At 73.3% G+C, this 26080-nt stretch carries 26 protein-coding genes; 13 read left to right on the top strand and 13 right to left on the bottom strand.

What is annotated here, in order from left to right; genetic code table 11:
• Positions 1 to 6: 6 nt before the first annotated feature.
• From rfbD to GA0070609_RS11200, 5 genes are read left to right on the top strand one after another with little or no spacing between them, the layout of a single operon-like run.
• Entirely contained in the window at positions 7 to 894 is an 888-nt protein-coding gene (rfbD, locus tag GA0070609_RS11220) for a dTDP-4-dehydrorhamnose reductase (RefSeq protein ID WP_088993757.1), read from the top strand.
• Positions 891 to 1262: a DUF2304 domain-containing protein gene (locus GA0070609_RS11215; RefSeq protein ID WP_088993756.1), complete on the top strand. Its 372-nt coding sequence runs from the start codon at positions 891 to 893 to the stop codon at positions 1260 to 1262. Before rfbD ends, GA0070609_RS11215 begins: the two co-directional genes overlap by 4 nt.
• Positions 1255 to 1956 (top strand): glycosyltransferase family 2 protein, encoded by a 702-nt coding sequence (locus tag GA0070609_RS11210; RefSeq protein ID WP_088993755.1) that lies wholly within the window; start codon positions 1255 to 1257, stop codon positions 1954 to 1956. Before GA0070609_RS11215 ends, GA0070609_RS11210 begins: the two co-directional genes overlap by 8 nt.
• Positions 1956 to 3263, top strand: a complete 1308-nt coding sequence (locus GA0070609_RS11205; RefSeq protein ID WP_231928621.1) for an MATE family efflux transporter — start codon at positions 1956 to 1958, stop codon at positions 3261 to 3263. Before GA0070609_RS11210 ends, GA0070609_RS11205 begins: the two co-directional genes overlap by 1 nt.
• Positions 3260 to 4288, top strand: coding sequence for a glycosyltransferase family 2 protein (locus GA0070609_RS11200; protein WP_088993754.1), 1029 nt, complete (start codon positions 3260 to 3262; stop codon positions 4286 to 4288). Before GA0070609_RS11205 ends, GA0070609_RS11200 begins: the two co-directional genes overlap by 4 nt.
• A 139-nt stretch (positions 4289 to 4427) precedes the next feature.
• Here GA0070609_RS11200 and prcA read toward each other — a convergent pair whose 3' ends face one another.
• The 7 genes from prcA to arc form a co-directional block, all read right to left on the bottom strand.
• Positions 4428 to 5264: a proteasome subunit alpha gene (prcA, locus tag GA0070609_RS11195; RefSeq protein WP_088993753.1), complete on the bottom strand. Its 837-nt coding sequence runs from the start codon at positions 5262 to 5264 to the stop codon at positions 4428 to 4430.
• A 54-nt stretch (positions 5265 to 5318) separates the two neighbouring features.
• A complete protein-coding gene (gene prcB, locus GA0070609_RS11190; protein WP_172899321.1) occupies positions 5319 to 6158 on the bottom strand; it encodes a proteasome subunit beta in 840 nt (279 codons plus the stop codon).
• Positions 6077 to 6763 carry an endonuclease VII domain-containing protein gene (locus GA0070609_RS11185; RefSeq protein WP_088993751.1) on the bottom strand — a complete coding sequence of 229 codons (687 nt, stop codon included), beginning with the start codon at positions 6761 to 6763 and terminating at the stop codon, positions 6077 to 6079. The genes prcB and GA0070609_RS11185 overlap by 82 nt, the downstream gene beginning before the upstream one ends.
• Positions 6764 to 6785: 22 nt before the next feature.
• Positions 6786 to 7001, bottom strand: a complete 216-nt coding sequence (locus tag GA0070609_RS11180; RefSeq protein ID WP_088993750.1) for a ubiquitin-like protein Pup — start codon at positions 6999 to 7001, stop codon at positions 6786 to 6788.
• Between the two features lie 162 nt (positions 7002 to 7163).
• Positions 7164 to 8681 carry a depupylase/deamidase Dop gene (dop, locus tag GA0070609_RS11175; protein ID WP_088993749.1) on the bottom strand — a complete coding sequence of 506 codons (1518 nt, stop codon included), beginning with the start codon at positions 8679 to 8681 and terminating at the stop codon, positions 7164 to 7166.
• A gap of 117 nt (positions 8682 to 8798) precedes the next feature.
• Positions 8799 to 10781 carry a hypothetical protein gene (locus GA0070609_RS11170; RefSeq protein WP_088993748.1) on the bottom strand — a complete coding sequence of 661 codons (1983 nt, stop codon included), beginning with the start codon at positions 10779 to 10781 and terminating at the stop codon, positions 8799 to 8801.
• Between the two features lie 146 nt (positions 10782 to 10927).
• Complete coding sequence (gene arc / locus GA0070609_RS11165; protein WP_088993747.1) at positions 10928 to 12709, bottom strand: proteasome ATPase; 1782 nt, start codon at positions 12707 to 12709, stop codon at positions 10928 to 10930.
• Between the two features lie 178 nt (positions 12710 to 12887).
• Here arc and GA0070609_RS11160 point away from each other — a divergent pair, with 178 nt between their 5' ends.
• Positions 12888 to 13181, top strand: a complete 294-nt coding sequence (locus GA0070609_RS11160) for a ferredoxin (RefSeq protein ID WP_088993746.1) — start codon at positions 12888 to 12890, stop codon at positions 13179 to 13181.
• Positions 13182 to 13292: 111 nt separating this feature from the next.
• Here GA0070609_RS11160 and GA0070609_RS11155 read toward each other — a convergent pair whose 3' ends face one another.
• From GA0070609_RS11155 to GA0070609_RS11145, 3 genes are all read right to left on the bottom strand, one after another.
• On the bottom strand, positions 13293 to 13865 hold the full coding sequence (locus GA0070609_RS11155) for a hypothetical protein (protein WP_088993745.1): 573 nt from the start codon (positions 13863 to 13865) through the stop codon (positions 13293 to 13295).
• A gap of 152 nt (positions 13866 to 14017) precedes the next feature.
• Positions 14018 to 15037: a tRNA (adenine-N1)-methyltransferase gene (locus GA0070609_RS11150; protein WP_408630645.1), complete on the bottom strand. Its 1020-nt coding sequence runs from the start codon at positions 15035 to 15037 to the stop codon at positions 14018 to 14020.
• The gene (locus GA0070609_RS11145; protein WP_408630661.1) at positions 15034 to 16125 is read right to left on the bottom strand and encodes a M50 family metallopeptidase; all 1092 of its coding nucleotides are present in this window, start codon (positions 16123 to 16125) and stop codon (positions 15034 to 15036) included. The genes GA0070609_RS11150 and GA0070609_RS11145 overlap by 4 nt, the downstream gene beginning before the upstream one ends.
• Before the next feature lie 152 nt (positions 16126 to 16277).
• Between GA0070609_RS11145 and GA0070609_RS11140 the strand changes: the two genes are divergently transcribed.
• The 5 genes from GA0070609_RS11140 (at position 16278) to GA0070609_RS11120 (ending at position 22994) form a co-directional block, all read left to right on the top strand.
• Positions 16278 to 17192, top strand: a complete 915-nt coding sequence (locus GA0070609_RS11140) for a RecB family exonuclease (protein WP_088993744.1) — start codon at positions 16278 to 16280, stop codon at positions 17190 to 17192.
• A 128-nt stretch (positions 17193 to 17320) separates the two neighbouring features.
• The gene (locus GA0070609_RS11135) at positions 17321 to 18514 is read left to right on the top strand and encodes a sensor histidine kinase (RefSeq protein ID WP_088993743.1); all 1194 of its coding nucleotides are present in this window, start codon (positions 17321 to 17323) and stop codon (positions 18512 to 18514) included.
• Positions 18515 to 18642: 128 nt separating this feature from the next.
• Entirely contained in the window at positions 18643 to 19329 is a 687-nt protein-coding gene (locus tag GA0070609_RS11130) for a response regulator (RefSeq protein ID WP_088993742.1), read from the top strand.
• 345 nt (positions 19330 to 19674) lie between these two features.
• A complete protein-coding gene (locus tag GA0070609_RS11125) occupies positions 19675 to 20445 on the top strand; it encodes an ABC transporter ATP-binding protein (RefSeq protein ID WP_088993741.1) in 771 nt (256 codons plus the stop codon).
• A complete protein-coding gene (locus GA0070609_RS11120) occupies positions 20445 to 22994 on the top strand; it encodes an ABC transporter permease (protein WP_088993740.1) in 2550 nt (849 codons plus the stop codon). The genes GA0070609_RS11125 and GA0070609_RS11120 overlap by 1 nt, the downstream gene beginning before the upstream one ends.
• 52 nt (positions 22995 to 23046) lie before the next feature.
• On the opposite strand, the gene GA0070609_RS11115 is transcribed toward GA0070609_RS11120, so the two are convergent.
• A complete protein-coding gene (locus tag GA0070609_RS11115) occupies positions 23047 to 23697 on the bottom strand; it encodes an HAD family hydrolase (RefSeq protein ID WP_088997654.1) in 651 nt (216 codons plus the stop codon).
• A 220-nt stretch (positions 23698 to 23917) separates the two neighbouring features.
• Between GA0070609_RS11115 and GA0070609_RS11110 the strand changes: the two genes are divergently transcribed.
• A complete protein-coding gene (locus tag GA0070609_RS11110; protein WP_157748116.1) occupies positions 23918 to 24472 on the top strand; it encodes a hypothetical protein in 555 nt (184 codons plus the stop codon).
• A 10-nt stretch (positions 24473 to 24482) separates the two neighbouring features.
• Here the strand turns inward: GA0070609_RS11110 and GA0070609_RS11105 are convergent, their stop codons facing one another.
• Entirely contained in the window at positions 24483 to 25256 is a 774-nt protein-coding gene (locus GA0070609_RS11105) for a neutral zinc metallopeptidase (protein ID WP_088993738.1), read from the bottom strand.
• Positions 25257 to 25328: 72 nt separating this feature from the next.
• Positions 25329 to 25541 (bottom strand): hypothetical protein, encoded by a 213-nt coding sequence (locus tag GA0070609_RS11100; RefSeq protein ID WP_088993737.1) that lies wholly within the window; start codon positions 25539 to 25541, stop codon positions 25329 to 25331.
• A 129-nt stretch (positions 25542 to 25670) separates the two neighbouring features.
• Between GA0070609_RS11100 and GA0070609_RS11095 the strand changes: the two genes are divergently transcribed.
• Complete coding sequence (locus tag GA0070609_RS11095) at positions 25671 to 26075, top strand: YciI family protein (protein WP_088993736.1); 405 nt, start codon at positions 25671 to 25673, stop codon at positions 26073 to 26075.
• Positions 26076 to 26080: the final 5 nt, after the last annotated feature.

Below are 26080 nucleotides of genomic sequence, written 5' to 3'. Positions count from 1 at the left end.
GCCGACATGAGCCGGGTGCTCGTCACCGGGGCGGGCGGGATGCTCGGCCGGGACCTGCTCGCGGTGCTCGGCAGCCGGCCCGACCTGAAGGTGACCGCCGCCACCCGGGCCGAGGTCGACATCACCGACGCCGCCGCCGTCCGGGCCGCCGTCGCCGGGCACGACCTGGTGGTCAACACCGCGGCGTGGACCGACGTGGACGGGGCCGAGGAGCAGGAGGCGGCCGCCACCGCGGTCAACGGCGACGCCGTCGGACACCTCGCCGCGGCCTGCGCGGCCACCGGCGCCCGGCTGGTGCACGTCTCCACCGACTACGTCTTCCCCGGCGACGGCACCACCCCGTACGCCGAGGACGCGCCCACCGCGCCGGTCAACGCGTACGGCCGCTCGAAGCTGGCCGGGGAGCGGGCCGTCGCCCGATTTCTCCCCGAAACCGGCTACGTGGTGCGCACCGCCTGGCTCTACGGCGCGCACGGGCCCAACTTCGTCGCCACCATGCTCCGGCTGGCCGAGCAGCGCGAGCACCTCGACGTGGTCGACGACCAGCACGGCCAGCCCACCTGGTCGTACGCCCTCGCCGCGCAGCTGGTGGCGCTCGGCGACGCGGCGCTGGCCGCCCGGGCCCCCGCCGGGGTCTACCACGGCACCTGCTCCGGCCAGACCACCTGGTACGGGCTGGCCCGCGCGGTGTTCGCGCTGCGCGGGCTCGACCCGGACCGGATCCGACCCACCACCAGCGATCGGTTTCGTCGTCCCGCCCCCAGACCGGCGTACAGTGTGCTAGGGCACGGCCGTTGGGCCGCCGCGGGTCTGCCACCGCTTCCGGACTGGCACACCACCCTGGCCGACGCGTTCGCCTCCGCCGCTCCACCCGCCCCGTGGAAGGTCGCATGAAGCTCACCCTCGTCACCGGTCTGACCGGACTGCTGCTGCTCGGCACCATCGTCGAGCTGCTACGCCGCCGTCAGCTCCGGGAGAAGTACGGCATGCTGTGGCTCGGCGTGCTGCTGGTCGTCATCCCGCTGTCGCTCTTCCCCCGACTGCTGGACAGCGTCGCCGGGATGCTCGGCGTCGCCTCCGGCGTCAGCCTCGTGCTCTTCCTCGGCATCGTCTTCCTGCTCCTGGTCTGTGTGCACCTGAGCTGGGAGGTCAGCGCCCTGGAGGAGGAGACCCGCACCCTGGCCGAAGACTTCGCCCTGCTGCGCGCCGAGATCGCCGCCGAGCGGGCCGCCCGAGACGAACTGGTGTCCAACGATGGTTAACGGCAAGCGCGTCCTGATCATCATCCCGGCGCTCAACGAGTCCGGTTCGATCGCCGACGTCGTCGGCGAGGTGCGCGGCGAACTGCCCGGCGTCGACGTGCTGGTGGTCGACGACGGCTCCACCGACCGCACCGCCGCCGTCGCCGCCGCCGCCGGCGCCCGGGTCGCCCAGCTGCCGTACAACCTCGGTGTCGGCGGGGCCATGCGGCTCGGCTACCGGTACGCCCGCGACCACGGCTACGACGTCGCCATCCAGATCGACGCCGACGGCCAGCACGACCCCCGCTACGTGCCGAAGCTGGTCGACCTGCTCGACGACAACGACCTGGTGATCGGCGCCCGGTTCGCCGGCGAGGGCGACTACTCCGTCCGCGGCCCGCGCCGCTGGGCGATGGTCATGCTCTCCGTGGTGCTGTCCCGGGTGGCCCGCACCAAGCTCACCGACACCACCTCCGGCTTCCGCGCCGCCAACCGACGGGTGATCGAGATGTTCGCCCGCTGGTACCCGGCCGAGTACCTCGGCGACACCGTCGAGACGCTGGTGCACACCGCGCGCCGCGGCTACAAGATCCGGCAGGTGCCGGTGGCCATGCGCAAGCGGATGGCCGGCACACCCAGCCACTCCCCCGCCAAGGCGATGGTCTACCTGGGCCGGGCGTTCGTGGTGCTCACGCTGGCGCTCATCCGCCAGTGATGCGGCGCCTGCTCGCCCTCGTCCCGCCCGGCACCGTGGCCGTCGGTGCCGGGCTGGCGCTGCTCGGGCTGGCCTCCTACGTCCACCTCGCGGTCGCCGGCCACAGCCTCACCGAGGCCGACTACAGCTCGCTGTCGGTGCTCTGGTCGATCGTGTTCACCGTCGGCATCGGCGTGTTCATCCCGGTCGAGCAGGAGGTCGCCCGGGTCGTCGCCGCCCGCCGCACCCAAGGGCTGCCGCCCGGCCCGGTGCTGGCCCGGGGCGCCGCCCTCGCCGCCGCGGTGCTCGCCGTGATGGTGCTCGCCACCGTCGCCGGCTACCGCGTGCTCGCCGACCGGCTCTTCGCCGGCGACGGCGACATGGTGCTGGTGCTGATCGGGTCGCTGGTCGCCATGGCGATCGCCTACACCACCCGCGGCGTCCTCTCCGGCCTGTCGCTGTTCCCCTGGTACGGCGGCCAACTCGGCGTCGACGGCGGGCTGCGCATCGTCATGGTCGCGCTGCTCGGGCTCGCCGGCGTCAGCTCCCCGCTGTGGTACGGGGTGGTGCTGGTGATCGCCCCGCTGGCCAGCGTGCTGTTCACCCTGCCCCCGGTGCTGCGCGCCGTGGGCGGCGGCGCGCCGGTGCCGTGGGGCGCGCTGCTGCGCGGCCTCGGGCTGCTCACCGTTTCCAGCCTGCTCTCCCAGGTCGTGGTGAACGTCGGCGTGATCAACGTCCGGCTGCTCGCCCCGGACGACGTGGCCACCGCCGGCGCGCTGCTGTCCGCGCTGGTGCTGGTGCGGATCCCGCTCTTCGTGTTCGGCTCCATGCAGGCGTCGCTGCTGCCCGGCCTCGCCGCCACCGCCACCACCGGCGACCAGGCCGCCTTCCACGGCCTGCTCCGCCGGTCGCTGGGCGTGGTCACCGCGCTCGGGCTGATCGGCGCGGTCGGCGCGGTGCTGCTCGGCCCGTGGCTGGTCGGCGCCCTCTTCGACGCCCCCGACGTGCTCGACCAGGTGGACTTCGGCTGGCTCGCCGCGGGCACCCTCGCCTACCTCTGGGCGATGGTGCTCGGCCAGGCCCTGCTCGCCCTGAACCGGCACCGGGCCCAGGCCACCGCGTGGACGCTCGGCGTGGTCGCCCTGCTCGCGGTGACCCTGGCCCCCGCACCGGTCGCGCTCCGTGTCGAGCTCGCCTACGCCGTCGGCTCCGTCGTGGTCGCCGGCACCATGGCGCTGCTGCTGCGCGGCGGCGCCCGTCCCGTCCCCACCCCGGCCCGGCCGATCGACGACGCCGTGGCGACTGGCGTATCCGGAGGCATCCGATGACCCGCCCCCAGGTCTCCGCGGTGATGCTGGCCTACGGCGCCGAGCCGTACCTGGTCGACGCCGCCCGGGCCGTGCTGGCCAGCACTGACGTCGAGATCGAGCTGATCGTGGTCGACAACGGCTGCACCGGCGACGGCATCGACGTGGTCAAGGGCTTCCCCGGCGTCCGGGTGGTCCGCCCCGAGACCAACACCGGGTACGCCGGCGGCTGCCGGGTCGGCGCGGCCGAGGCCACCAGCGAGTGGCTCGCCTTCGTCAACTCCGACGCGATCGTCGCCCCGGACGCGCTGGCCAAGGTCGTCGCGGTCGCCGGGGAGCCCGGCGTCGGCGCCGCCATGGCCTCCATCCGGCTCGCCGAGAACCCGGAGCTGATCAACACCTCCGGCAACCCGCTGCACTTCATCGGGCTCTCCTGGGCCGGCGGCAACGGCGAGCCGGCCAGCGCCCACGCCGTACGCACGACCGTGCCCTCGCTGAGCGGCTGCTGCTTCGTCATCGCCCGCCAGCTCTGGCAGGAGCTGGACGGCTTCCCCGCCGAGTACTTCGCCTACCACGAGGACACCGAACTCAGCCTCCGCCTCTGGCAGCGCGGACTGCGCCCGCAGTACGTGCCGGACGCCGTGGTCGTTCACCACTACGAGTTCTCCCGCAACTCGCTCAAGGTCTACCTGGTCGAGCGGAACCGGCTGCTCTCGCTGCTCACCGCGTACGAGGGGCGGACGCTGGCGCTGCTAGCACCGATGCTGCTGCTCTCCGAGGCCGCCATGCTCGCCGCCGCGCTGCTCGGCGGCTGGTCGAAGGAGAAGGTCCGCGGCTGGCGCTGGCTGTGGACCAACCGGGCCTGGGTAGGCGCCCGCCGCCGCCGTCTGCAAGCGGAGCGGACCGTGCCCGACGGCGTCATCGCGGCCATGATGACCGCGAAGGTCGACCCGTCCAACGTCGAGGCGCCGCCCGGGATGGGCATCTTCAACGTCATCGCCGCTGGCTACTGGGCGCTGGTCCGGCCGCTGCTGCGCCGGGCCTGACCAGCCCACCGCGCTGCCGCCGGGCCGGCCCGGGTCCCATCCGGCCGGCCGCTGAGCCGGCCGCCACGCGACGCGGCAACCCGCGCGAACGGGTACGCCGGGGCCCGGAAAGCCCGGACCCCGGCGCACCGCGACGGGACTACTCGTCGGCCGGCTGGCCCGGCTTGTCCTCCAGGTCCGCGGACCCGGCGGAGCTGGTCGGCTTGTGCGCCTCCTCGGTCGGCGTGGTCGGCGTCGTCGGCCCACCCGCGGCGGCCGGCTCCTCGGCCTTGGCCGCGCCGCCGTCCAGCAGCGCGGTCAGCGCCGCCCCGGTGATCCGCCGGAACGTCCGGCCGACCCGGCGGCGGTCCAGCACCGCCACCTCCAACTGGTCGGCCGCGATGGTCCGGGCCGCGCCGCCCTCGCCGCCGACGCTGCTCAGCGCCCGCACCGACAGCTTCACCGCGTCGCTCAACGACATCTCCGCCGAGTGGTCGGCCTTGAGCACGTTGGTGATCGCCTCCGCCTGGCCGCCCATCGCCATCCGGCCCGGCTCGTCGTTGACCGAGCCGTCGTAGGTGAGCCGGTAGATCTCGTCGTCCGCGGCGGTGGCGCCGACCTGCGCCACGCAGATCTCCACCTCGAACGGCTTGGACTGCTCGGTGAAGATCGCGCCGAGGGTCTGCGCGAAGGCGTTGGCCAGGGCCCGGCCGGTGACGTCGCGCCGGTCGTAGCTCAGGCCGTTCAGGTCGGCCATCCGCACGCCCGCGCGGCGCAGGTTCTCGAACTCGTTGTACCGGCCGACGGCGGCGAAGCCGATCCGGTCGTAGATCTCACTGACCTTGTGCAGGGCGCTGGAGAGGTTCTCCGCGACGAAGAGCACCCCGCCCTGGTAACTCAGGACCACCGCGCTGCGTCCCCGGGCGATGCCCTTGCGGGCCAGCTCGGAGCGGTCGCGCATGATCTGCTCGGGCGAGGCGTAGAACTGCATGGCCACGGCGGCGGTTCTCCTTACGGCGCTGTGCTGACGGCTGCTGACTGTGCGGGCGGATCAGCCGCCCGGGTTCTCCATCCGACCGGAGACCACGCTCTCGGCGATCGCCGCCGTCTCGGCGTCGGTGAGCCGGTGGGTGCCCTCCGCCGTCGCGGTCATCACCACCGGGTAGATCCGGCGGGTGAGGTCCGGCCCACCGGTGGCGGTGTCGTCGTCGGCCGCGTCGTAGAGCGCCTCCACCGCGAGGCGGACCGCGTCGTCCATCGACAGCCCGGCCCGGTACCGCTTCTTCAGCGCGGACTTGGCGAACAGCGAGCCGGAGCCGATGGCGTCGTAGCCGGTCTCCTCGTAGGGGCCGCCGGTGACGTCGAAGCTGAAGATGCGGCCGGCCTCCGCCGGGTCGGCGCAGGCCAGGTCGAAGCCGGCGAAGAGCGGGATCACGGCCAGCCCCTGCATCGCCGCGCCCAGGTTGCCCCGGATCATCGAGGCGAGCCGGTTGGCCTTGCCGTCCAGCGAGAGCATCGCGCCCTCGATCTTCTCGTAGTGCTCCAGCTCCACCTGGAACAGTCGCATCAGCTCGATGCCGATGCCGGCGGTGCCCGCGATGCCGACCAGCGAGTACGCGTCGGCCGGGTGCACCTTCTCGATGTCGCGCTGGGCGATCAGGTTGCCCATCGTGGCCCGTCGGTCGCCGGCCATCACCACGCCGCCGGCGGCCGAGATGGCCACGATGGTGGTGGCGTGCGGCGCCAGGTCGGCGGCCATGCCCGGCGGCAGCGGCCGGCGGCCGGGCAGCATCTCGGGAGCCACCTTGCTCAGGAACGTGGTGAAGGAGGACGTCCCCGCGTTGGTGAACACATCTGGTAGACGCCCGGATGGATCAAAACCCGCTGCCACGTGGTTCCTCTCAGGTATGTGATCGCCCCGGCCAGCCGCGCCTGATCGTCACGGAACTGACCAAGACCACCGTTGCAGTTGAAGCAGAGTATCCCGCGCACCCAACCGGTGCGATGATCGTGGTCCACATGTTGCGGGTCCGCGCCGCCGCAGATGGCGCAGACCCCGCCCGGCTCGGCCAGGAGCTCGTCGAACTCCTGCTGCCCGATGCCGTACCGCCGCCGCAGGTGGTACTCGCGACTGCCCCCGTAGAGCCGGAGCCTGCTCTCCTTGCCCTTCTCGTTGTGGCAAGGCTTGCAGTATCGGCCGTAACCAGCCCGCCCAGAACGGTTTCGCGGGAAGTCGTCTAGTGCCCTCGTCTCGCCGCAAGCAGGGCATCGCCGGTGCCCCTCGGGCACGGCCGGAAGCTGGCGAACCTCCCGGCCGTGCTTCTCTTGCACCCGCTTCGCGTAGCTCGCCTTCGACCGCTGATTGAAGCAGGGCTTGCAGTAGCTGCCACGACCGTCGGGGCGCTTGCTGTTGGTGCAGAACTCCTCAAGTGGCTTCCACTCGCCGCAATCACGGCAACGACGAGCGTCATCCCGGTCGTCGAGAGGCCGAGGCATGTCCGATTTGCCCGTCTATGCCCTATTCACCCCCTTTCTGTACGTAGCCCCGGACAAATTCCTCTGCGTTCTCCTCCAGGACGGAGTCGATCTCGTCGAGGAGGTCGTCGACGTCCTCGGTGATCTCCGCGTGCCGCTCGGCGACCTCCGGGTTGGCCTCGGTGGTGACGTCCTCAATCTCTTCGCCCTGGCGGGACTTGCCCGACTGCGACTGCCCGCCGCTGTCACGAGTGGCCATCTGGTGCCTCCTCCAACGATCTCTTCCGAGAAACTTACCTCGCGGGAGCGACGAAAGGCCCGCCGCGCGCCGGGTGTACGCGCGACGGGCCAGGGTCACCGTCGTACGGCTGACGCCAGCCGGCGGCCCGACGCGGCGCGCGCCGCGGACCGGCCGGCCCGGTCAGCCGCCGGTGAGGGTCTCCAGCAGGTCCTTGGCGCTGGGGCAGCGGTCGAAGAGCTCGCCGACGTGCTTGCGGGTGCCCCGCTCCGGCTCCATCATCGGCACCCGCACCAGCGACTCCCGGCCCACGTCGAAGATGACCGAGTCCCAGCTCGCGGCGACCACCTCGGAGGCGTACTGGGCCAGGCAACGGCCACGGAAGTAGGCCCGGGTGTCCTCCGGCGGCTCGGTCATCGCGGTGCGGGTCTGCTCGTCGGTCAGCAGCGTCTTCATCGCCCCGCGGGTCACCAGCCGGTGGTAGAGGCCCTTCTCCGGGCGCACGTCGGAGTACTGCAGGTCCACCAGCTGGAGCTTGTGCGAGCCCCAGCCGAGCTTCTCCCGCTCCCGGTAGCCCTCCAGCAGCCGCAGCTTGGCCACCCAGTCCAGCTCGTCGGCGCAGAGCATCACGTCCCGGCCGAGCCGGTCCAGCACGCCCTCCCAGCGGGCCAGCACGTCCTGGGTCTGCTCGTCGGCATCGCTGCCGTACCGGTCGTCGACAAAGGACCGCACCCGCTCGTAGTACGCCCACTGCACGTCCAGGGCGGTCAGCCGGCGCCCGTCGCGCAGCCGCATCAGGTGGGACAGGGACGGGTCGTGGCTGACCGCGCGCAGCTCGCTGACCGGGTCGGCGATGCCCAGGTCCGCGCCGAGCGCCTTCTCCTCGATCATGGTGAGGATCAGCGCGGTGGTGCCGACCTTGAGGTACGTCGAGATCTCCGACAGGTTCGCGTCGCCGATGATGACGTGCAGCCGGCGGTACTTGTCGGCGTCGGCGTGCGGCTCGTCCCGGGTGTTGATGATCGGCCGCTTGAGGGTGGTCTCCAGCCCGACCTCGACCTCGAAGAAGTCGGCCCGCTGGGAGATCTGGAAGCCGCTCTGCCCGCCGTCCTGGCCGATGCCGACCCGGCCGGCGCCGCAGACGATCTGCCGGGTGACGAAGAACGGCGTCAGGTACGCGACGATGTCGGCGAACGGCGTCTGCCGGCGCATCAGGTAGTTCTCGTGCGCACCGTAGCTGGCGCCTTTGTTGTCGGTGTTGTTCTTGTAGAGGTGGATCGGCTGGGTGCCGGGGATGGTGGCGGCGCGCCGGGCCGCCTCGGCCATCACCCGCTCGCCGGCCTTGTCCCAGCGGACCAGGTCCAGCGGGTTGGTCACCTCGGGAGTGGAGTACTCCGGGTGCGCGTGGTCGACGTACAGCCGGGCGCCGTTGGTGAGTATCACGTTGGCCAGGCCGAGGTCCTCGTCGGCCAGCGCCTCGGCGGGGTCGTAGGCGGCCCCGGAGTAGGTGAAGCCGCGGGCGTCGCGCAGCGGCGACTCCTCCTCGTAGTCCCAGCGGGCCCGGCCACCGCGGTTGAGTTCCGGGCGCGCCCCGTAGGCGTTGACCACCTGGGACGAGGTGACCATCGGGTTGGCCCCCGCCTGGCCCGGTACGGAGATGCCGTACTCGACCTCGGTGCCCATGATCCGTCTTACGCTCATCGACCTACCCGCTTCGCTCGCCCGACCGGTCCCCCGTCGAGTCGAGCGTAGTCGGCGCCACCGCGGATGGGGGCGTGGCGGTGCAGCCGGTCGCGGTGTCGCCGGCCGCGCGGCGGCTCAGCGGTACGGCTCGGGGATCAGCATGACCTCGACGGTGACCCGGCGGTGCAGTTCCGGTTCGGCGATGAGCAGTTTCTCCACCCGCCGCCGGGCGCCCGGGTCGGTGACCACGAACCGGACCGGTCCGGGCGTGCGGCGCAGCATCTCCCGGGTGCGGTCGGGTTCGAGGAAGACCATGCCGTAGACGCCGGGCTCGCTCTGCGCGGTGGTGCCCTGCAGGGCGGAGAGGCAGAGCCCCTCCAGGTAGGAGCGGTAGGGACCGCGGTCGAGGATGAAGGTGGTGGCCCAGGGCACCGGCGGGTAGGCCCGGTCGACCTCCGCGCACACCACCGCGGCGCGGACGGGCTGTTCGAGGTGCTGGTGCACCCAGCGCTGCGCCCAGGTCCACTCGTCGGTGACCAGGATGCCGCGGTGCCAGCCGGTTACACCGCAGTAGGTGACGGCGGTGGCGGCGAGCGCGACGCCGGTGACGGCCGCCGCCGCGGTGGTGCCGACCCGTCGGGGCAGCCCGCGGTCGCGGCGCGGGGTGGGCAGCAGCCGGACCAGGCCGGCGGTGCCGACGATGAACAGCGCGGTGGCCAGGTGGCCGGCCTTGTTGAAGTAGTACGCGGGCTGCCCGCCGGCGTTGATGCTGGCCTGCGCGATGGCGAGGGCGAAGCCGGCGCCGACGAGCATGACCAGCAGGGTGCGGCGCCAGGCGCGGTCGCTGCGGCGGACCTGGACGACCAGGGCGAGCACGACCAGCCCGCCGAGCCAGAGCAGGGCGCGCCAGGTCTGGGTGACGTCCCGGCCGATCGGGGCGGCGAGCGCCTCGGCGTGGTCGGCGCGGAGCAGGCCCAGCAGGGGCGTGGTGGCGGCGAGGGGGACGGTGGCGAGGGCGACGGCGAGCAGGGTGGGCCAGGCGCGCAGCGCCTCCCGCCAGTGGCCGGCGAACCAGCACAGCGCCAGCACGGCGGCGGCGGGCAGGAAGAGGTAGTAGCTGAAGCCGATGCCGGTCAGCAGGGCGCCCAGCAGGACGAGTTGTTCCCGGGTGCCGGCCAGCGGCCGGATGACGAGGCCGGCCAGGGCGACGGCGAGGGTCAGGCCGAGCACCTCGGTGGGGTAGCCGGCGATGAGCAGCCGCGGCAGTTGGGTGCCGAGGATCAGGGCGCCGACGACGACGGTGAGCACCGTGCGGTGCAGGGGGTGCAGCGGGCCGGGGATCCGCTGGGCGACCCAGAGCAGGGTGAGAGTGAGCAGGCCGAAGCCGGCGACGGTCCACCACAGGTAGGGCTCGACGGCGCCGGCGCCGCGGGCGGCGGCGCCGATCGGGGTGAGGTGGCCGTCGAGCAGGGCGGTGGTCAGGTGCCAGCCCTGCGGGTAGTGGACGAGGGCGGAGACGATCTGTTCCCGGGCGGCGGCCGGGTCGACGAAGACGTAGCCGCCGGCGCGGCCGACGACGTCGAAGAGGGCGAGGTGGCGGTAGTTGTCCTCGCCGCGGCCGAGCAGGGTCAACCGGGTGGCGAGGTCGCCGGCGCGCAGCAGCGGTTGGGCGAGGTAGCCGACGAGTGCGGCGGTGCCGAGGACCGGGAACAGGTCGACCCAGCCCGGCCGGGGCAGCCGGGGGCGGCGGCCGGTGGCCACGGCGGCGAGCACGAGCACGGTGAGGGCGGTGCCGTTGACCGGTACCGGATGCAGCCCCCAGGGCCAGACCGCGAAGAGCAGGCCCGCCGCGGTGGTCGCGCCGAGCAGCAGCATGGTGGCCAGCAGCAGCCGGTCGAGCAGGGTGCGGCCGCCGCGCAGCAGGCTCGCGGTGCCGAGCAGGAGCAGCGGTGGCAGCAGCCACGTGCGGTGCGTCGCGTACGCCACGACGGGGGCCAGCCAGGCCGCCAGCAGCGCCGCGGCCACCAGCGCGGCGGTGCGTCGGCGGCGGGTCGCCGGGTGGGTCGGCTCGGCCGCCGGGGTGGCCGGCGGGTCGACGACGGTGAGCTCGGACGGCACGCGGTTCCTCGGCGGGTCGGCGAAGCGGTGCCCGGAAGCTTACCGACGGGCCCGGCATCCCGCCCGGCGGACGCGCGCCGGCCGGGTGGACATCCGGTGGTACGGCGACGGGCCCGCGGCGTGCCGCGGGCCCGTCGACTCGGGTGTTACAGGTACTGGCCGGTGTTGCTGGCGGTCTCGATGGACCGGCCGGCCTCGGCGCCCTTGCCGCCGGAGACGAGGGTACGGATGTAGACGATCCGCTCCCCCTTCTTGCCGGAGATGCGGGCCCAGTCGTCCGGGTTGGTGGTGTTGGGCAGGTCCTCGTTCTCGCGGAACTCGTCGACGCAGGCGTCGAGCAGGTGCTGCAGGCGCAGCCCCTTGCGGCCGGAGGTGAGGAACTCCTTGATGGCCATCTTCTTGCCCCGGTCGACGATGTTCTGGATCATCGCGCCGGAGTTGAAGTCCTTGAAGTAGAGGACTTCCTTGTCGCCGTTGGCGTAGGTGACCTCGAGGAAGCGGTTCTCCTCGGTCTCCGAGTACATCCGCAGCACGACCGCGTCGATCATGGCCGCGACGGTGGCCTGGGGGTCGCCGCCGTGCTCGGCCAGGTCGTCCGGGTGCAGCGGCAGCCCGGAGAGGATGTACTTGGAGAAGATGTCCTTGGCCGCCTCGGCGTCCGGCCGCTCGATCTTGATCTTCACGTCGAGCCGGCCGGGCCGCAGGATCGCCGGGTCGATCATGTCTTCCCGGTTGGAGGCGCCGATGACGATGACGTTCTCCAGGCCCTCGACGCCGTCGATCTCGCTGAGCAGCTGCGGGACGATGGTGTTCTCCACGTCCGAGGAGACGCCCGAGCCGCGGGTGCGGAAGACCGAGTCCATCTCGTCGAAGAACACGATCACCGGGGTGCCCTCGCCGGCCTTCTCCCGGGCCCGCTGGAAGATCAGCCGGATGTGCCGCTCGGTCTCGCCGACGTACTTGTTGAGCAGCTCCGGGCCCTTGATGTTGAGGAAGTAGCTGGTGTGCTTCTCCTCGCCCCGGCGTTCGGCGATCTTCTTGGCCAGCGAGTTGGCCACCGCCTTGGCGATCAGCGTCTTGCCGCAGCCGGGTGGGCCGTAGAGCAGTATCCCCTTCGGCGGGCGGAGCTGGTGCTCGCGGAACAGGTCGGCGTGCAGGAAGGGCAGTTCCACCGCGTCGCGGATCTGCTCGATCTGCGCGTGGAGGCCGCCGATGTCGGTGTAGTCGACGTCCGGCACCTCCTCCAGCACCAGTTCCTCGACCTCGCTCTTGGGGATCCGCTCGTACGCGTACGCCGACCGCGGTTCGATCATGAGCGAGTCGCCGGCCCGGATCGGCGAACCGATCAGGGAGTCGGCCAGGTGGACGATCCGTTCCTCGTCGGAGTGCGAGACCACCAGCGCCCGGTCGCCCGGAGCGCCGCCGGGGCTCTCGAGGACCTCCTTGAGCATCACCACCTCGCCGACCCGCTCGAAGCCGAACGCGTCGACGATGTTGAGCGCGTCGTTGAGCAGCACCTCCTGGCCGCGCCGCAGCTCGGCCACGTCGAGCGAGGGCGAGACGGCCACCCGGAGCTTGCGGCCGCCGGTGAAGACGTCCACCGTGCCGTCGTCGTGCCGCGCCAGGAAGACGCCGTAGCCACTCGGCGGTTGCGCGAGGCGGTCGATCTCCTCCTTGAGCGTCACGATCTGCGCGCGAGCCTCCTTGAGAGTGCTCACGAGCCGGTCGTTGTTCTCGGTCAGCCGCGCCAACTGTGCCTGGGTGGCCGCCAGCCGCTCTTCGAGCTGCCGGACGTGTCGGGGGCTTTCGGTCAACTTGCGCCGCACCAGAGCGAGTTCCTCTTGCAGGAACGCGACCTGCGTGGAGAGATCGTGGGCCTCCTTCTCCCACCGTGCGGCGCGCGAGTCCGCGTCGTCGCTGCGTGCCACGTCCCACCTCCCCGGGGGGCTTGAACGTTCTGCCCTAACACTAGCCGCTATGAGGCCGATTCGGTCCCGCGCAACGCCCTCGTCACCGAACCTTGATCGCCAAGGGTGGGCCGGTGGGGCCGTACGGGCGTTCGGGTACCGTCGGGGCGTGGGACGGGAGAACATGGGGGGTGCACCCGTGGCCGAGGTCGCGACCGACCAGCTGACGGTCTGGGTGGACCAGGACCTCTGCACCGGCGACGGGCTGTGCGTGCAGTACGCGCCGGAGGTCTTCGAGTTCGACGTCGACGGCCTGGCGTACGTCAAGGGCCCCGACGGCGAGCTGCGGCAGGCCCCGGGCGACCGGGTCGACGTCCCCGCCCACCTGCGCCTCGAGGTGATCGACTCGGCGCGCGAGTGCCCGGGCGAGTGCATCCACGTGGTGCGCGACAGCGACGGCGTCGAGGTCGCCGGCCCCGACGCCGACGACTGACCCCGCCGCGCCGCCGGCCGGCGACCACCCGCCACCACACCACGATCGGCCTTCCGACGGCTGACCGCTGCCCGGCCAGTGTCCGGCGGCGGCCGGCGTCCCGCCGCCGGCTCAGAGCAGCGGACGCCCGACCACCGAGGCGACCAGCCGGGCGAACTCCTCCAGCCGGGCGATCTGCCCGGCGCCGCCGTCGTCGAGGGTCTTGCCGAAGCGCAGCGCGTCGTGCCGCGGCGCGCCCGCCATCTCCTCGCTCGGCGGGGCCTCGTCGAGCGAGGTCAGCAGCAGGTAGACGTCGATGCTGTCGACCCGGATCTCGCCGTTGTCGCCCCGGGTGAGCCGGCGCCGGCAGCCCACCTCGGTGACCGAGGAGACCGGCACCACCCGCAGCGAGGAGGTCATCGACCCGGGCGGCCCCTCCCCCGGCGGGACGTCCTCGCCGTGCCAGAGGACGAGCCGGCTGCCGTCGCAGACCACGACCTCCTGCCACACCCCGTTCACCTCGTTGACGAAGCGTTCCAGGGTGAAGCCGAGCACCGACGCCCCGCGCAGCACCCCGCCGAGCGCCTCCAGCGCCACGTCCGGGTCCCGCAGGTAGGCCCGGGCCGCCGACTCGAGATCCTGGTAGGGCGACCAGTCCGGGAACACCGCCGGCAGGTCGCCGCCACCGAAGCCGGGCCGGCTCATGCCGGCACTCCGCCCCGCCACGCGCCGGCACGGGACACCACCGCGCCGAGCCCGCCGATCCGCTCGCTCATGCCACCGTCCGAGGGTCGCACCACCGGCCCGCACCGACCGGCGGGATCCACCCGTTCACTCCCAGCCGCCCCATTCCGCCGTCACGGCCTGTCCATCTCCTCCGTCGAGTCGGGCTGCGCCCCGGCGGCTCGGGCGGCCGCCGTCTGCCGGGCCGCCTCGGCCTCGCGCAGTGCCTGCCGGCGCTGCGCGTACGCCTCGGTGCCCTTGCTGGGCTTGCGCCGCCGCGGCGGCGCGGTCACGCCGGGGGCGAGCTTACGCGCGGACACCAGGAAGGCGGTGTGCGCGATCATGCGGTGGTCCGGCCGGACGGCGAGCCCCTCGGCGTGCCAGTCGCGCACCAGCGACTCCCAGGCCCGCGGCTCGGTCCAGCCGCCGCGCTCGCGCAGCGCCTCCACCAGCTCGGACAGCTGCGGGGTGGTGGCCACGTAGCCGATGAACACCCCGCCCGGCAGCAGCGCCCGCTCGACCATGTCGAGGGTCTCCCACGGGGTGAGCATGTCCAGGATGATCCGGTCGAAGCCGGTCTCGGCGCACTCGGCCACGTCGCCCACGTGCAGGTGCCAGGCCGGGTGCGGCCCGTTGAAGAACGCCTCCACGTTGCGCCGGGCGATCTGGGCGAAGTCGTCGCGCAGCTCGTAGGAGTGCAGCTCCCCCTCGGTGCCCACGGCGCGCAGCAGCGAGCAGCTCAGCGCGCCGGAGCCGGCGCCGGCCTCCAGCACCTTGGCGCCGGGGAAGATGTCGCCCATGGCGACGATCTGGGCGGAGTCCTTCGGGTAGATCACCTGCGCGCCGCGTGGCATGGACAGCACGTAGTCCGACAGCAGCGGCCGCAGCGCCAGGAACGCGGTGCCGCCGCCGGAGGTGGTGACCACGCTGCCGTCGGGCAGCCCGATCAGCGCGTCGTGCTCCAGGATGCCCCGGTGGGTGTGGAACGCCTTGCCCGGTTCCAGGGTGACCGTGTGCATCCGCCCCTTCGGGTCGGTCAGCTGCACCCGGTCGCCGGGCCGGAACGGCCCGCGGTGCACGGGGGGCAGCGCCGGGGTGTCGGCGGGCGCCGGAGCACCCGGGTCGGCCTGGGCGGCGGAGGGAGTTGCGGTCACGTGTTCATCTTCCGTTGAGGTTCGAGGAGCTGAGCCAGATCCGCGATGTGCAGGATGCCCACGACATCTTCGCCTGCGGTCACCACGTACTGCGCGTCCGGGTGGGCCTGCACGGCCTCCATCACCCGCTCCCCGTCGAGCCCGACCGGCAGGGCCGGCAGGTCGGCCAGCGACCGGGCCACCGCGTCGACCGCCAGCCAGGGGCGACGCTCCACCGGCACCGTCTCCGCGACGGCCGGGTCGACCAGGCTCACCGGCCGGCCGGCCGAGTCGGCGACCAGCAGGGCGGCGCCCGGCGCGGCGCCGGCGGCCCGCCGCCGCTGCGCCTCGGCCAGCGGGGTGCCGGTGGGCACGGTCAGCACCGGCCGGGCCAGCCGGGACAGGTCGATCAGCGGGAACCGGCGGCTGACCCGGGCCACCCGGATCGACTGGCCGGCGCCCCGCCACAGGGTGAATGCGACCAGCAGCATCAGCGGCAGCGCCAGCGGCGCCAGCAGCCGGGCGGCGGTGAGCGCGGCGACCAGCAGCGCGGTGCCGACGGCGACGATCCGCCCGACCCAGCCGGCGACCTCGGTGCCCCGGTGCCGGTCCCGGGTGAGCGCCCAGACCGCGGCGCGCAGCGCCCGCCCGCCGTCCAGCGGCAGCCCGGGCAGGATGTTGAACAGCGCGACGATCACGTTGCTCACCGCGAGCTGGAAGGCGAGCTGGTTGGCCACCGTCCGGTCGGGCAGGGCGAGGGTCACCGCGACCGCGACCGCGCCGAGCACCGCGGAGACCGCCGGTCCGGCCAGCGACACCAGCAGGTCGACCCGCGGGGTGGGCGCGTCCCGGTCCATCTCGGTGTACCCGCCGAGCAGCTCCAGGGTGATGCCGCGCACACCGATGCCGTACCGGCGGGCGGTCAGCGCGTGCCCCAGCTCGTGCAGCAGCACCGAGCCGAGCAGCGAGACGACGAACCCGAGGCCGATCAGGTAGCCGCTGATCTGCGGCAGGTTCAGCTGGTGGCGGGCGAACTCGGCGTAGATCACGGTCACCAGGGCCGCCAGCAGCAGCATCGAGCCGTTGAGGTGCAGCGGCACCCCGAACACCCGCCCCACGGTCAGCGTGGTGCGCCCACCGGGCCGGGGTCGCGGTCGCCCCTTCTGCTCCTCCACCGGGTCGATGCTACGGACCGGGCCCGTCGCGGCGCGCGGCGCGGCGGGCCGTGGCGGTGTCACACCGGTGCCCTAACCTTCCGGGCATGACGGCGGAACCGGTGATCACCCAGCAGCCCGCGGCCCCGGCGGAGGTGCCGGCGACGGTACGGGCCTCGCTGTCGCCGTCGCGGGCGGCGGATTTCAAGACCTGCCCGCTGCTCTACCGGTTCCGCAGCATCGACCGGCTGCCCGAGCGGCCCACCGTCGAGCAGGCCCGGGGCACGCTGGTGCACGCGGTGCTGGAGCGGCTGTTCGACCTGCCGGCCGGCGGCCGCACCCCGGACGCCGCCGGTGACCTGGTCGCCCCCCAGTGGGACCGGCTGGTCACCGAGCAGCCGGAGCTGGCCGGGCTGTTCGCCGAGGGCGACGACCCGGCCGTGGCCGAGTTCCTCCGCTCGGCCGCGGCGCTGCTGGAGGGCTACTTCGCGGTGGAGGATCCGCGCCGGCTGGAGCCGGCCGAGCGGGAGAGCCTGATCTCCGCGGTGGTCGACGACGAGCTGCTCATCCGGGGCTACCTCGACCGGCTCGACGTCGCGCCGGACGGCGCGCTGCGGGTGGTCGACTACAAGACCGGCGGCGCGCCGCGGGAGGCGTTCGAGGCCCGCGCGCTGTTCCAGCTGAAGTTCTACGCGCTGGTGCTGTGGCGCACCCGCGGTGTGGTCCCCCGGGTGCTCCGGCTGCTCTACCTCAAGGACGCGGAGGTCTGCGACTACGCGCCGGACGCCGACGAGCTGCTCCGCTTCGAGCGCACGGTGGTGGCGCTGTGGCGGGCGATCGAGCAGGCCACCGCCCAGCAGGATTTCCGCCCCCGGCCGAGCCGGCTCTGCGACTGGTGCAGCCACCAGGCGCTCTGCCCGAGCTTCGGCGGCACTCCGCCGCCCTTTCCCACTCCGGAGCCGGCGGCGGATCCGCTGCGCGACGCCCGCTCCCGGCCGGCGCCGCCCGGCGCCGACGAATAACCTGCGCCACCCGACCGCGCCGCGCAGCTGCCCCTGAGGGCGGTCGAGGTCGTCTCCTCCTCAGGGAGGAGGCCGCCTCACCGCCGGCGACGATCTTTCCTCGGCGGCGCGGCGGCTAGCGTCGCGGTATGACCTCGGGCCCGAGAGAGTGGACGCGCCGGCACCCGCTGGCCGCCGACGCGTTGCTCGCCGTCGGCCTGATCGTGGCGGAGGCGGTCTTCACCCTGCTCACCCCGCGCGAGCTGTGGCCCCGGCCGCTGCCGGCGGCGCTGGGCTGGAGCGCGCTGTGCGCCGCCCCGGCGGCCCTGCGGCGGGTGGCGCCCTGGCCGGCGGTGGGCCTGGCGGTGGCGAGCCTGGCGCTGCCCGCGCTGCTGGACTTCGCGCCGGGCACCCAGGGGTTGACCTTCATCGTGCTCACCTACACCATCGCCGCCCGCCGGCCGGTCCGGCAGGCGCTGGCCGCCGCGGTCGTGCTGTGGCTGCCGGTGGCGCTGGTGAACATGCTGGCGCCGCCGGCCGGCGTGCTGGAGATCGGCCCCGCCTACCTGGTGCTGAACAACCTGCTGGTCGGGGCGGTGGCGTTCTCGGTGGGGCGTACCGTGCACGCCCGCCGTACCTCGACGGAGGCGTTGCGGGAGCGCGCCCGGGTGGCCGAGGAGAACCAGCGGGCGCTGGCCGAGCAGGCGGTCGCCGACGAGCGCCGGCGCATCGCCCGGGAACTGCACGACGTGGTGGCCCACCACGTCAGCGTGATGGGGGTGCTCGCCACCGGGGCGCGCCGAGTCCTGCGGCGTGACCCGGACGCGGCCGACGAGGCGGTCGCCACCATCGAGGAGACCGGCCGGGCCACGCTACGGGAGCTGCGCCGGTTGCTGGACGTGCTGCGTACCGACGCCGAGCCGGCCGCCGAGCTGGCTCCGCAGCCGGGGCTGGCCGGCATCGAGGCGCTCGTCGACCAGGTGCGCGAGGCGGGCCTGCCGGTCACCCTGCGGGTCGAGGGCACCCCCGGCGGGATGGAGCAGGGGGTGGCGTTGACCGTGTACCGGATCGCCCAGGAGGCGCTGACCAACGCGCTCAAGCACGCCGGGACGGCGACCGCGCAGGTGCGGTTGGATTTCGGCGTCGACGCGGTCGAGGTGGAGGTGACCGACACCGGGCGCGGGCCGCTGCCCGAGGCCGACCGGATCGGGCACGGACTGGTAGGGATGCGCGAGCGGGTCGGCCTCTACGGTGGGGTCCTGCGCATCGGGGCGCGCCCCGGCGGGGGCTTCCGGGTGTACGCGAGGATTCCGGTGGAGCCGGCGGTCGTCCGCCCGGCCTGACGGCGCGCCCCGACAGCGACGACGGCCCGCGCCGGCGGGCCGCGGCGACGGGACCGCCCGGCAGGGCGGGGACAGCGGCACAGCGGTACAGCGGCACAGGACAACGGGACAGCAGGACAGGGAGAACGATGACCGATCCGACGGCGCCGGCGCGGCCGGTGCGGATCCTGCTCGCCGACGACCAGCCGCTGCTGCGTACCGGGTTCCGGATGGTGCTCGGCGCCGAGGAGGACCTGGACATCGTCGCCGAGGCCGGCGACGGCGTGGAGGCGGTGGAGCTGTCCCGGCGGCTGCTGCCCGACGTGGTGCTGATGGACATCCGGATGCCCCGGATGGACGGGGTGGCCGCCACCCGGGCCATCGTCGACGCCCGGCTGCCGGTGCGGGTGCTGATCCTGACCACCTTCGACCTCGACGAGTACGTGGTCGGGGCGCTGCGGGCCGGGGCGAGCGGCTTCCTGGCCAAGGACGTGCCGGCCGACGACCTGGTGGCGGCGATCCGGACGGTGGCCGGCGGGGACGCGGTGGTCGCCCCCCGGATCCTCAAGCGGCTGCTGGACCGCTTCGCCGACGTGCTGCCGGACCCGGCGGCCACTCCGCCCCGGGCGCTCGACGCGCTCACCGAGCGGGAGCGCGAGGTGCTGGTGCACGTCGCCCGGGGCCTGTCCAACGCCGAGATCGCCCGGGCGCTGTCGGTGAGCGAGACCACCATCAAGACCCACGTCGGGCACATGCTGACCAAGCTGGGGCTGCGCGACCGGGTGCAGGCGGTGGTGCTGGCGTACGAGTCGGGACTGGTCCGCCCCCGGACGTAGCGCGCGGCCACCGGGCTACCGCCCGGGGCGTACCCGAAGAGCCGCCGGCGGGGCGACGGCCCCGGTTGTCGTGGTCACCTACCGTGACGCAAGACGGCGCGGCGCGGTTGACCCTGACGCGGCGTCAGTGTGCAGGATCGGTCCCGGCCGGCGGAAACCCGCTGGCCCGGTGGCCGCCTCAGGGGCAACCCTGAGCCGGCGATGGGGGGCACCCGCAGCGCGAAATCCGCACCGCTTCCACCCGGAGTCGGACGGATCGCCGCCGCGGAGCACAGATGATGGGGACTGCCGCGCCGGACCAGCGGGGGCGGCGCGGATCAAATTCAGACGGAAGAGGTGCATGACGTGACCGCGACGGTAGGCCGGCAGGCGCAGGCCGCGGCCCGGGCGAACGACGTGTGGAAGGTGTACGGCAGCGGCGAGGCGCAGGTCGTCGCGCTGCGGGGGGTGACCGCGGAGTTCGAGCAGGGCCGGTTCACGGCGATCATGGGCCCGTCCGGGTCGGGCAAGTCGACGCTGATGCACTGCCTGGCCGGGCTGGACTCGGTCACCCGGGGCACCGTGTCGATCGGCGACACCACGGTCACCGGCCTCGGCGACTCGGGCCTGACGAAGCTGCGCCGGGACAAGGTGGGCTTCATCTTCCAGCAGTTCAACCTGCTGCCGACGCTGACGGCCAAGGAGAACATCCTGCTGCCGCTGTCGATCGCCGGCCGCAAACCCGACCCGGCCTGGTACGACACCGTGATCGCCACGGTCGGGCTGCGGGACCGGCTGGACCACCGCCCGGCCCAGCTCTCCGGCGGCCAGCAGCAGCGGGTGGCCTGCGCCCGGGCGCTGGTCTCCCGCCCCGAGGTGATCTTCGCCGACGAGCCGACCGGCAACCTGGACTCCCGGGCCGGCGCCGAGGTGCTCAACTTCCTGCGCAACTCGGTACGCGAGCACGGGCAGACCATCGTCATGGTCACCCACGACCCGACCGCCGCCGCGTACGCCGACCGGGTGGTCTTCCTCGCCGACGGGCAGATCGTCTCCGAGCTGATCGAGCCGACCGCCGAGACGGTGCTGGACACCATGAAGAAGCTGGACACGCACGCCGCCGAGGTGGGCAACTGATGTTCCGGGCGACACTGAAGAGCCTGCTGGCCCGCAAGGTCCGGCTCATCCTGTCCGGCCTGGCGGTGGTGCTCGGGGTCATGTTCGTCTCCGGCGCCTTCGTGCTCACTGACACCCTCGGCCGCTCCTTCGACGCGATCTTCGCCGACGCGTACGAGGGGATCGACGTCAACGTCGCCGCGAAGCCGAAGGTCGCGCTCGGCGAGACCGAGGGCGAGCAGGTCAGCCCGCCGTTCCCGGCGGCGACCCTCGACACGGTGAAGGCGGTTCCCGGGGTGGCCGAGGCCACCGGGGTGGTCGCCGCCGACGGGGCCCGGATGATCGGCAGCAACGGCAAGGTGGTCACCTCCTTCGGCCCGCCGCAGCTGGGTGAGAACTGGACCGGCGAGAGCGATCTGGTGCAGCTGCGCGAGGGGCGCGGGCCGCAGGCCGACGACGAGATCGTGATCAACAAGGCGCTCGCGACGGCCGGGAAGGTGAAGGTCGGCGACCGGGTCGGCGTGCTGACGCTGGAGCCGAAGCGGGAGTTCACCATTGTCGGCGTCTTCGGTTACAGCGGTGACCGGGACTCGATCGGCGGCGCCAACGAGATCATGTTCACCACGCCGACCGCGCAGAAGCTGATGCTCGGCGCGCCGGACACCTACAACAGCGTGTCGATCAAGGCCGCCGACGGGGTGTCCGACGAGTCGCTGCGCGACGCGGTGGCCGCCGCGGTGGGCGGCGGCTACGAGGTCAAGACGGGCGAGCAGCTCTCCGCCGACGCGGCGGCCGGGCTGAAGGAGGCGCTGACCTTCTTCAACCGGATCCTGCTCGGCTTCGCCGCGGTGGCGCTGCTGGTGGGCACCTTCCTGATCCTGAACACCTTCTCGATCATCGTGGCCCAGCGCACCCGCGAGCTGGCGCTGATGCGGGCCATCGGCGCCAGCGGCAAGCAGATCATCGGCTCGGTGGTGCTGGAGGCCATCGCGGTCGGCCTGATCGCCTCGGTGCTCGGCCTGGGCGCCGGCATCGGCATCGGCGCGCTGCTGGCGTACCTGTTCAGCACCTTCGCCGGCGGGCTCACCCTGGCCGGGCTCGGCGTGCCGGCGTCGGCAGTGATCGGCGCGTTCGCCGTCGGCCTGATCATCACCGTGGTGGCGGCGCTGCTGCCGGCGCTGCGGGCGTCCCGGATCCCGCCGATCGCGGCGATGCAGGACGTGGCCACCCCGGACCGGCCGCTGACCAAGATCACCATCGCCGGTGGGGTGGTCACCGCGATCGGCGCCGCGCTGCTGGCCCTGGGCCTCACCGGCAACGCCGGCGACAACACCCTGGTCACCATCCTCGGCGGCGTGCTGTTCGCCTTCATCGGCGTGGCGCTGCTGACCCCGCTGATCAGCCGGCCGGTGGTGAGCCTGCTCGGGGCGATCTTCGCCTGGTCGGTGCCGGGCAAGCTGGGCCGGCTCAACTCCGGCCGCAACCCGCGGCGTACCGCCATCACCGCCGCCGCGCTGATGGTCGGCATCGCGCTGGTCACCGGGGTGACGGTGATCCTGGACTCGGCGAAGAGCAGCATCAGCGGCCTGGCCCAGGACACCATCAAGGCCGAGCTGGTGATCGCCGGCGTGCAGAGCGGCCCGCGGCCGCCGAGCTTCGACCCGGCGGTGCTGGAGAAGGCCGCGGCGATCCCCGGCGTCCGCCTGGTCGACGGCGAGTACGGCGACATGGCGCTGGTCGGCGGCGAGCGGACCTGGGTGGCGGCGAGCAGCGAGGTGGCCTCGCTTCGGCAGATCTTCGGGGCCACCCCGACCGCCGGTGACATCGACCGGCTCGCGCCGGACCAGATGCTGGTCAGCTCGGACACCGCGAAGTCGCGCGGGCTCTCCGTCGGCTCCCAGGTGCCGGTGCAGCTGGCCCGGGGCGAGGCCCGCACCTACACGGTCAGCGGCATCTACGCCAGCTCGCAGCTGACCAACCCGGTGGTGCTGCCGCCGGCGGCGGCCCGTGACTTCAGCATCCCGCAGCCGATCCAGGGCTTCATCCAGCTGGCCCCGGGTACCTCGGTGGCCTCGGTGCAGCCGCAGGTCGAGGCGTTGCTGGCCGACTCTCCCGAGGTGTCGGTGGCCGACCGGGACGCCTTCATCGAGCAGCAGGCCGGCCAGTTGGACGGGCTGCTCACGATGATCCAGATCCTGCTCGCCCTGGCCATCGTGATCGCCGTGCTCGGCATCATCAACACGCTGGCGCTGTCGGTGCTGGAGCGGACCCGCGAGCTGGGCCTGCTGCGGGCGATCGGGCTGCGCCGGGCGCAGACCATGCGCATGATCACCGTCGAGGCGGTGGTGATCTCGGTGTTCGGCGCGCTGCTCGGCGTGGCGGTCGGCAGCGGGCTCGGCGCCGCGGTGGTCGAGGCGTTGAAGGACGAGGGGATCACCGACCTGGTGCTGCCCTGGGACCAGATGGGCGTCATGCTCGGCCTGGCCGCGATCGTCGGCGTGATCGCCGCGGTGCTGCCGGCGGTCCGGGCCGCCCGGATCAACGTGCTGGGCGCCATCGCCCACGACTGAGGTCGCCGTCGCAGCAGGAGGGGCCCGCCGACCGGCGGGCCCCTCCATCGCGTCATCCGGTCGGCGGTTCGCCCAGCAGGGCGGCCAGCAGCTCCAGGTCCGCGCCGGTCAGGCTCTCCACCTGGTGTACGCCGGCCGTCGCGGCGATCGGCACCTCGGCGGGTACGGCGAGCACCGCCGCCCCGGCGGCGAGCGCGCTGGCCACCCCGGTCGGCGAGTCCTCGATCGCCACGCAGCGGGCGATCGGCACGTCGAGCAGCCGGGCGGCGGCCAGGTACGGCTCCGGGTGCGGCTTGGTGGCGTCCACCTCGTCGCCGCAGACCACCGCGTCGAAGCTGTCCCGGCCCAGGGTGTCCAGCGCCACCTCGACCAGCGGCCGGCCGCTGGAGGTGACCAGGGCGGTGGGGATGCCCGCCGCCCGGACCGCCCGCAACAGGGTCAGCGCGCCGGGACGCCAGCGCAGGCCGGTGCGGAACAGCTCCAGGATCCGGGCGTCGATCCACGCCGCGCTGACCTGCGGGTCGCGCTCCGGCTGGCCCAGGTCGTCGTGCAGCAGCCGCATCGACGCGGCCATGCTGGTGCCGACCATCGCCTTGCGGGCCGCGTCGGAGAGCGTGCCGCCGTACTCGGCCGCCAGTTCGTGCAGCGCGACGTCCCACAGCTTCTCGCTGTCGACCAGGGTGCCGTCCATGTCGAAGAGCACGGCGGCGGGATGGCGGCTGGGCAGCGGATCAGCGGTCACCCCGCGATCCTCTCAACTTCCCGTACGGCTGCCGGGTCGAGGTGCCGTCCGGGTGACCTGTCTGACGGCCAGCCCCCGCGACCAGGCTCCGATCGCGACCGGCCGGCGGGCTTGCGGGCCGGTCGCAGACTGGGCGCAGCCGGCCGCCGCCGCGGCGGCCCGTCGCCTGAGGAGGTCGCCGATGCGCGTCCGATCCCTGCTCTCCCGGTGCACAGTGGTCGTCCTCGCGGCCACCGCCGCGCTCTGGCCGGCGACCCCGGCCGCGGCGGCGAACCTGCCGCTGGACCGCTGCTACGACCTGGCCCCGCCGCAGAACATCGACGACCAGCCCTGGTCCGCGCCGGGCAACCGGCAGACCGTGTGGCCGACTCCGGTGGGCATCCGGGACCGGGACGTGCTCCGGGTGTCCGCGCAGGGCAAGATCCGCATCGACCACTGGGGCACCCAGAAGTCCATCGCCGGCGAGTGGCCCCCGGGCGGCAGCGGGTGGCCGGCGCCGGACGCCCTCCGGTACGCGCTGATCGCCAAGGTCTCCGATGGGTCCGTGCTGGTGTTCAAGACGGGCCTCTTCTACGGCCCCGGGCAGTGGTTCCCGGTCGGCACGGACAGCGGCTGCATCCTCTATTACAGCGCCGGCCCGAACCCCCGGGTGACCTTCTCCTTCAACGACCCGAACCTGGGCGACAACGGCGGCGGCGCGTCGGTGCGGATGAGCCAGTGGTGGGACGAGGGCTGACCGGGACCGCTCAGCCCAGGTTGCAGGCCGTCAGGGACCGCTCGTAGCCGCGGAAGAAGGACTCGGTGCGCTGTTCGGCGGTGCCGTGCGAACCCTCCGCGAACCAGGGCTGGTCGGGGTCGTCGCCGACCGCGAGCAACCCGTCGCGGAACTCGTCCAGGTCGCCCTCGTCGAGGGTCAGCACCCCGGCGCGCACCGAGTCCCCCAGGTACGCCCCGGCCATGCAGTCCGCCTGCAGCTCCTGCTGGATGGTGAAGCTGTAGCGGATGCCGAGGCGGACCTGGATGGCGTGCGCGTACTCGTGGCCGAGCAGGTAGAACACGAACGCGTCGCCGACCTGGCGGAACGCCCCCACCGACCAGCGCACGTCGTAGGCGATGAAGTCGCCGGCCGAGCAGTAGACAGCGTTGTTGCGCGGAATCTCCTGCCCACCGCAGGTCACCTCGCCGCCGCGCTGGTACGGGATGATCTGCCGGACCGGCCGGAACTGCTGCCCCGAGGCCTGGAGCTGCTGGGCCCAGTACCGTTCGGCGATGCTCTGCGCGTCGCGGACGTCCTGCTGGAACTCCGCGACGCTGGTGGTGCCGTCCGCCCGGGTCTGCTCCGCCCCGGGCGACGCCGACGAACCGGGCTGCCGTGGCGCCGGCTCCTCCGTGCCCGGTTCGGACACCCCGCCGACGAAGCACCCGGCGGTGGCCACCAGCGCCACCACCAGCCCGGCCAGCGACCCGCGCGACCACCGATGCCTACCTGCCGTCACAGTGCCCCTCCCGGCGTCGGCGATGCCCCGTGAAGTACCCCGACGGCACGTCCGTCATGCCCTCGCAGTGATCTACGGCGTCACCGCCCCGCGGGTTCATCCCGGCCCGTGCGTGTCGTTGCGCGCCGACCACTCCTGCCCCGGGGAGGCGTGCCGCTGCACCTCGTAGGCGTGCTGGCCCGCCCGCGCGTCCCGGTCGGCGCGCGTGTCGTCGGGCCCGCTGAGCCGCCGGCGGTCCCGCCAGCCGACCCAGGCGAACGCCCCGAGGATCAGCACCGCCACCCCGCCGAACAGCATCCACATCGTCATGCGTCGACGGTAATCGGCCCGCGCACCCGTACCCCGGACGTAGGCTCCACCCCCGGTGTCCGGAACCGGCGGGCGGCGCCGACGTCTCCGGTGAGGGCGCCGCACCGGCGCCGACGAGGAGGATGCGAGATGAAGTACATGATCCTGCTGTACGGCTCCCAGCGCGACTACGACGTGCTGGCCGGCCGGCCCGCCGCCGACAAGCCGCCCATGTCGGCGGAGGACGTCGCCGCGATGCACGCCCACATGGAGAAGGTCCACCAGGCGCTGGCCGAATCCGGCGAACTGGTGGACGCGCGCGGGCTGGTCGCCCCGGTGCACGCTCGCCGGGTCCAGGTCAGCGGCGGGCTGCCGGTGGTGACCGACGGGCCGTATCCGGAGACGCAGGAGGTGCTGGCCGGCTACACCATCGTGGAGTGCGACAGCTTCGACCGGGCCACCGAGATCGCCGCCGGTTTCGTCAACCCGGACGCCCCCGGCGAGTACGTGGACGTGCGGCCGGTCGCCGAGGGCATCGCCGACCTGGACGGTTGAACCGG

Origin of the sequence: Micromonospora echinaurantiaca, from assembly GCF_900090235.1 — a bacterium.
GTDB classification, from domain to species: Bacteria; Actinomycetota; Actinomycetes; order Mycobacteriales; family Micromonosporaceae; genus Micromonospora; species Micromonospora echinaurantiaca.
The sequence above is the reverse complement of the archived record's forward strand: the minus strand, read 5'-3'. Positions and strand labels throughout refer to the sequence as shown.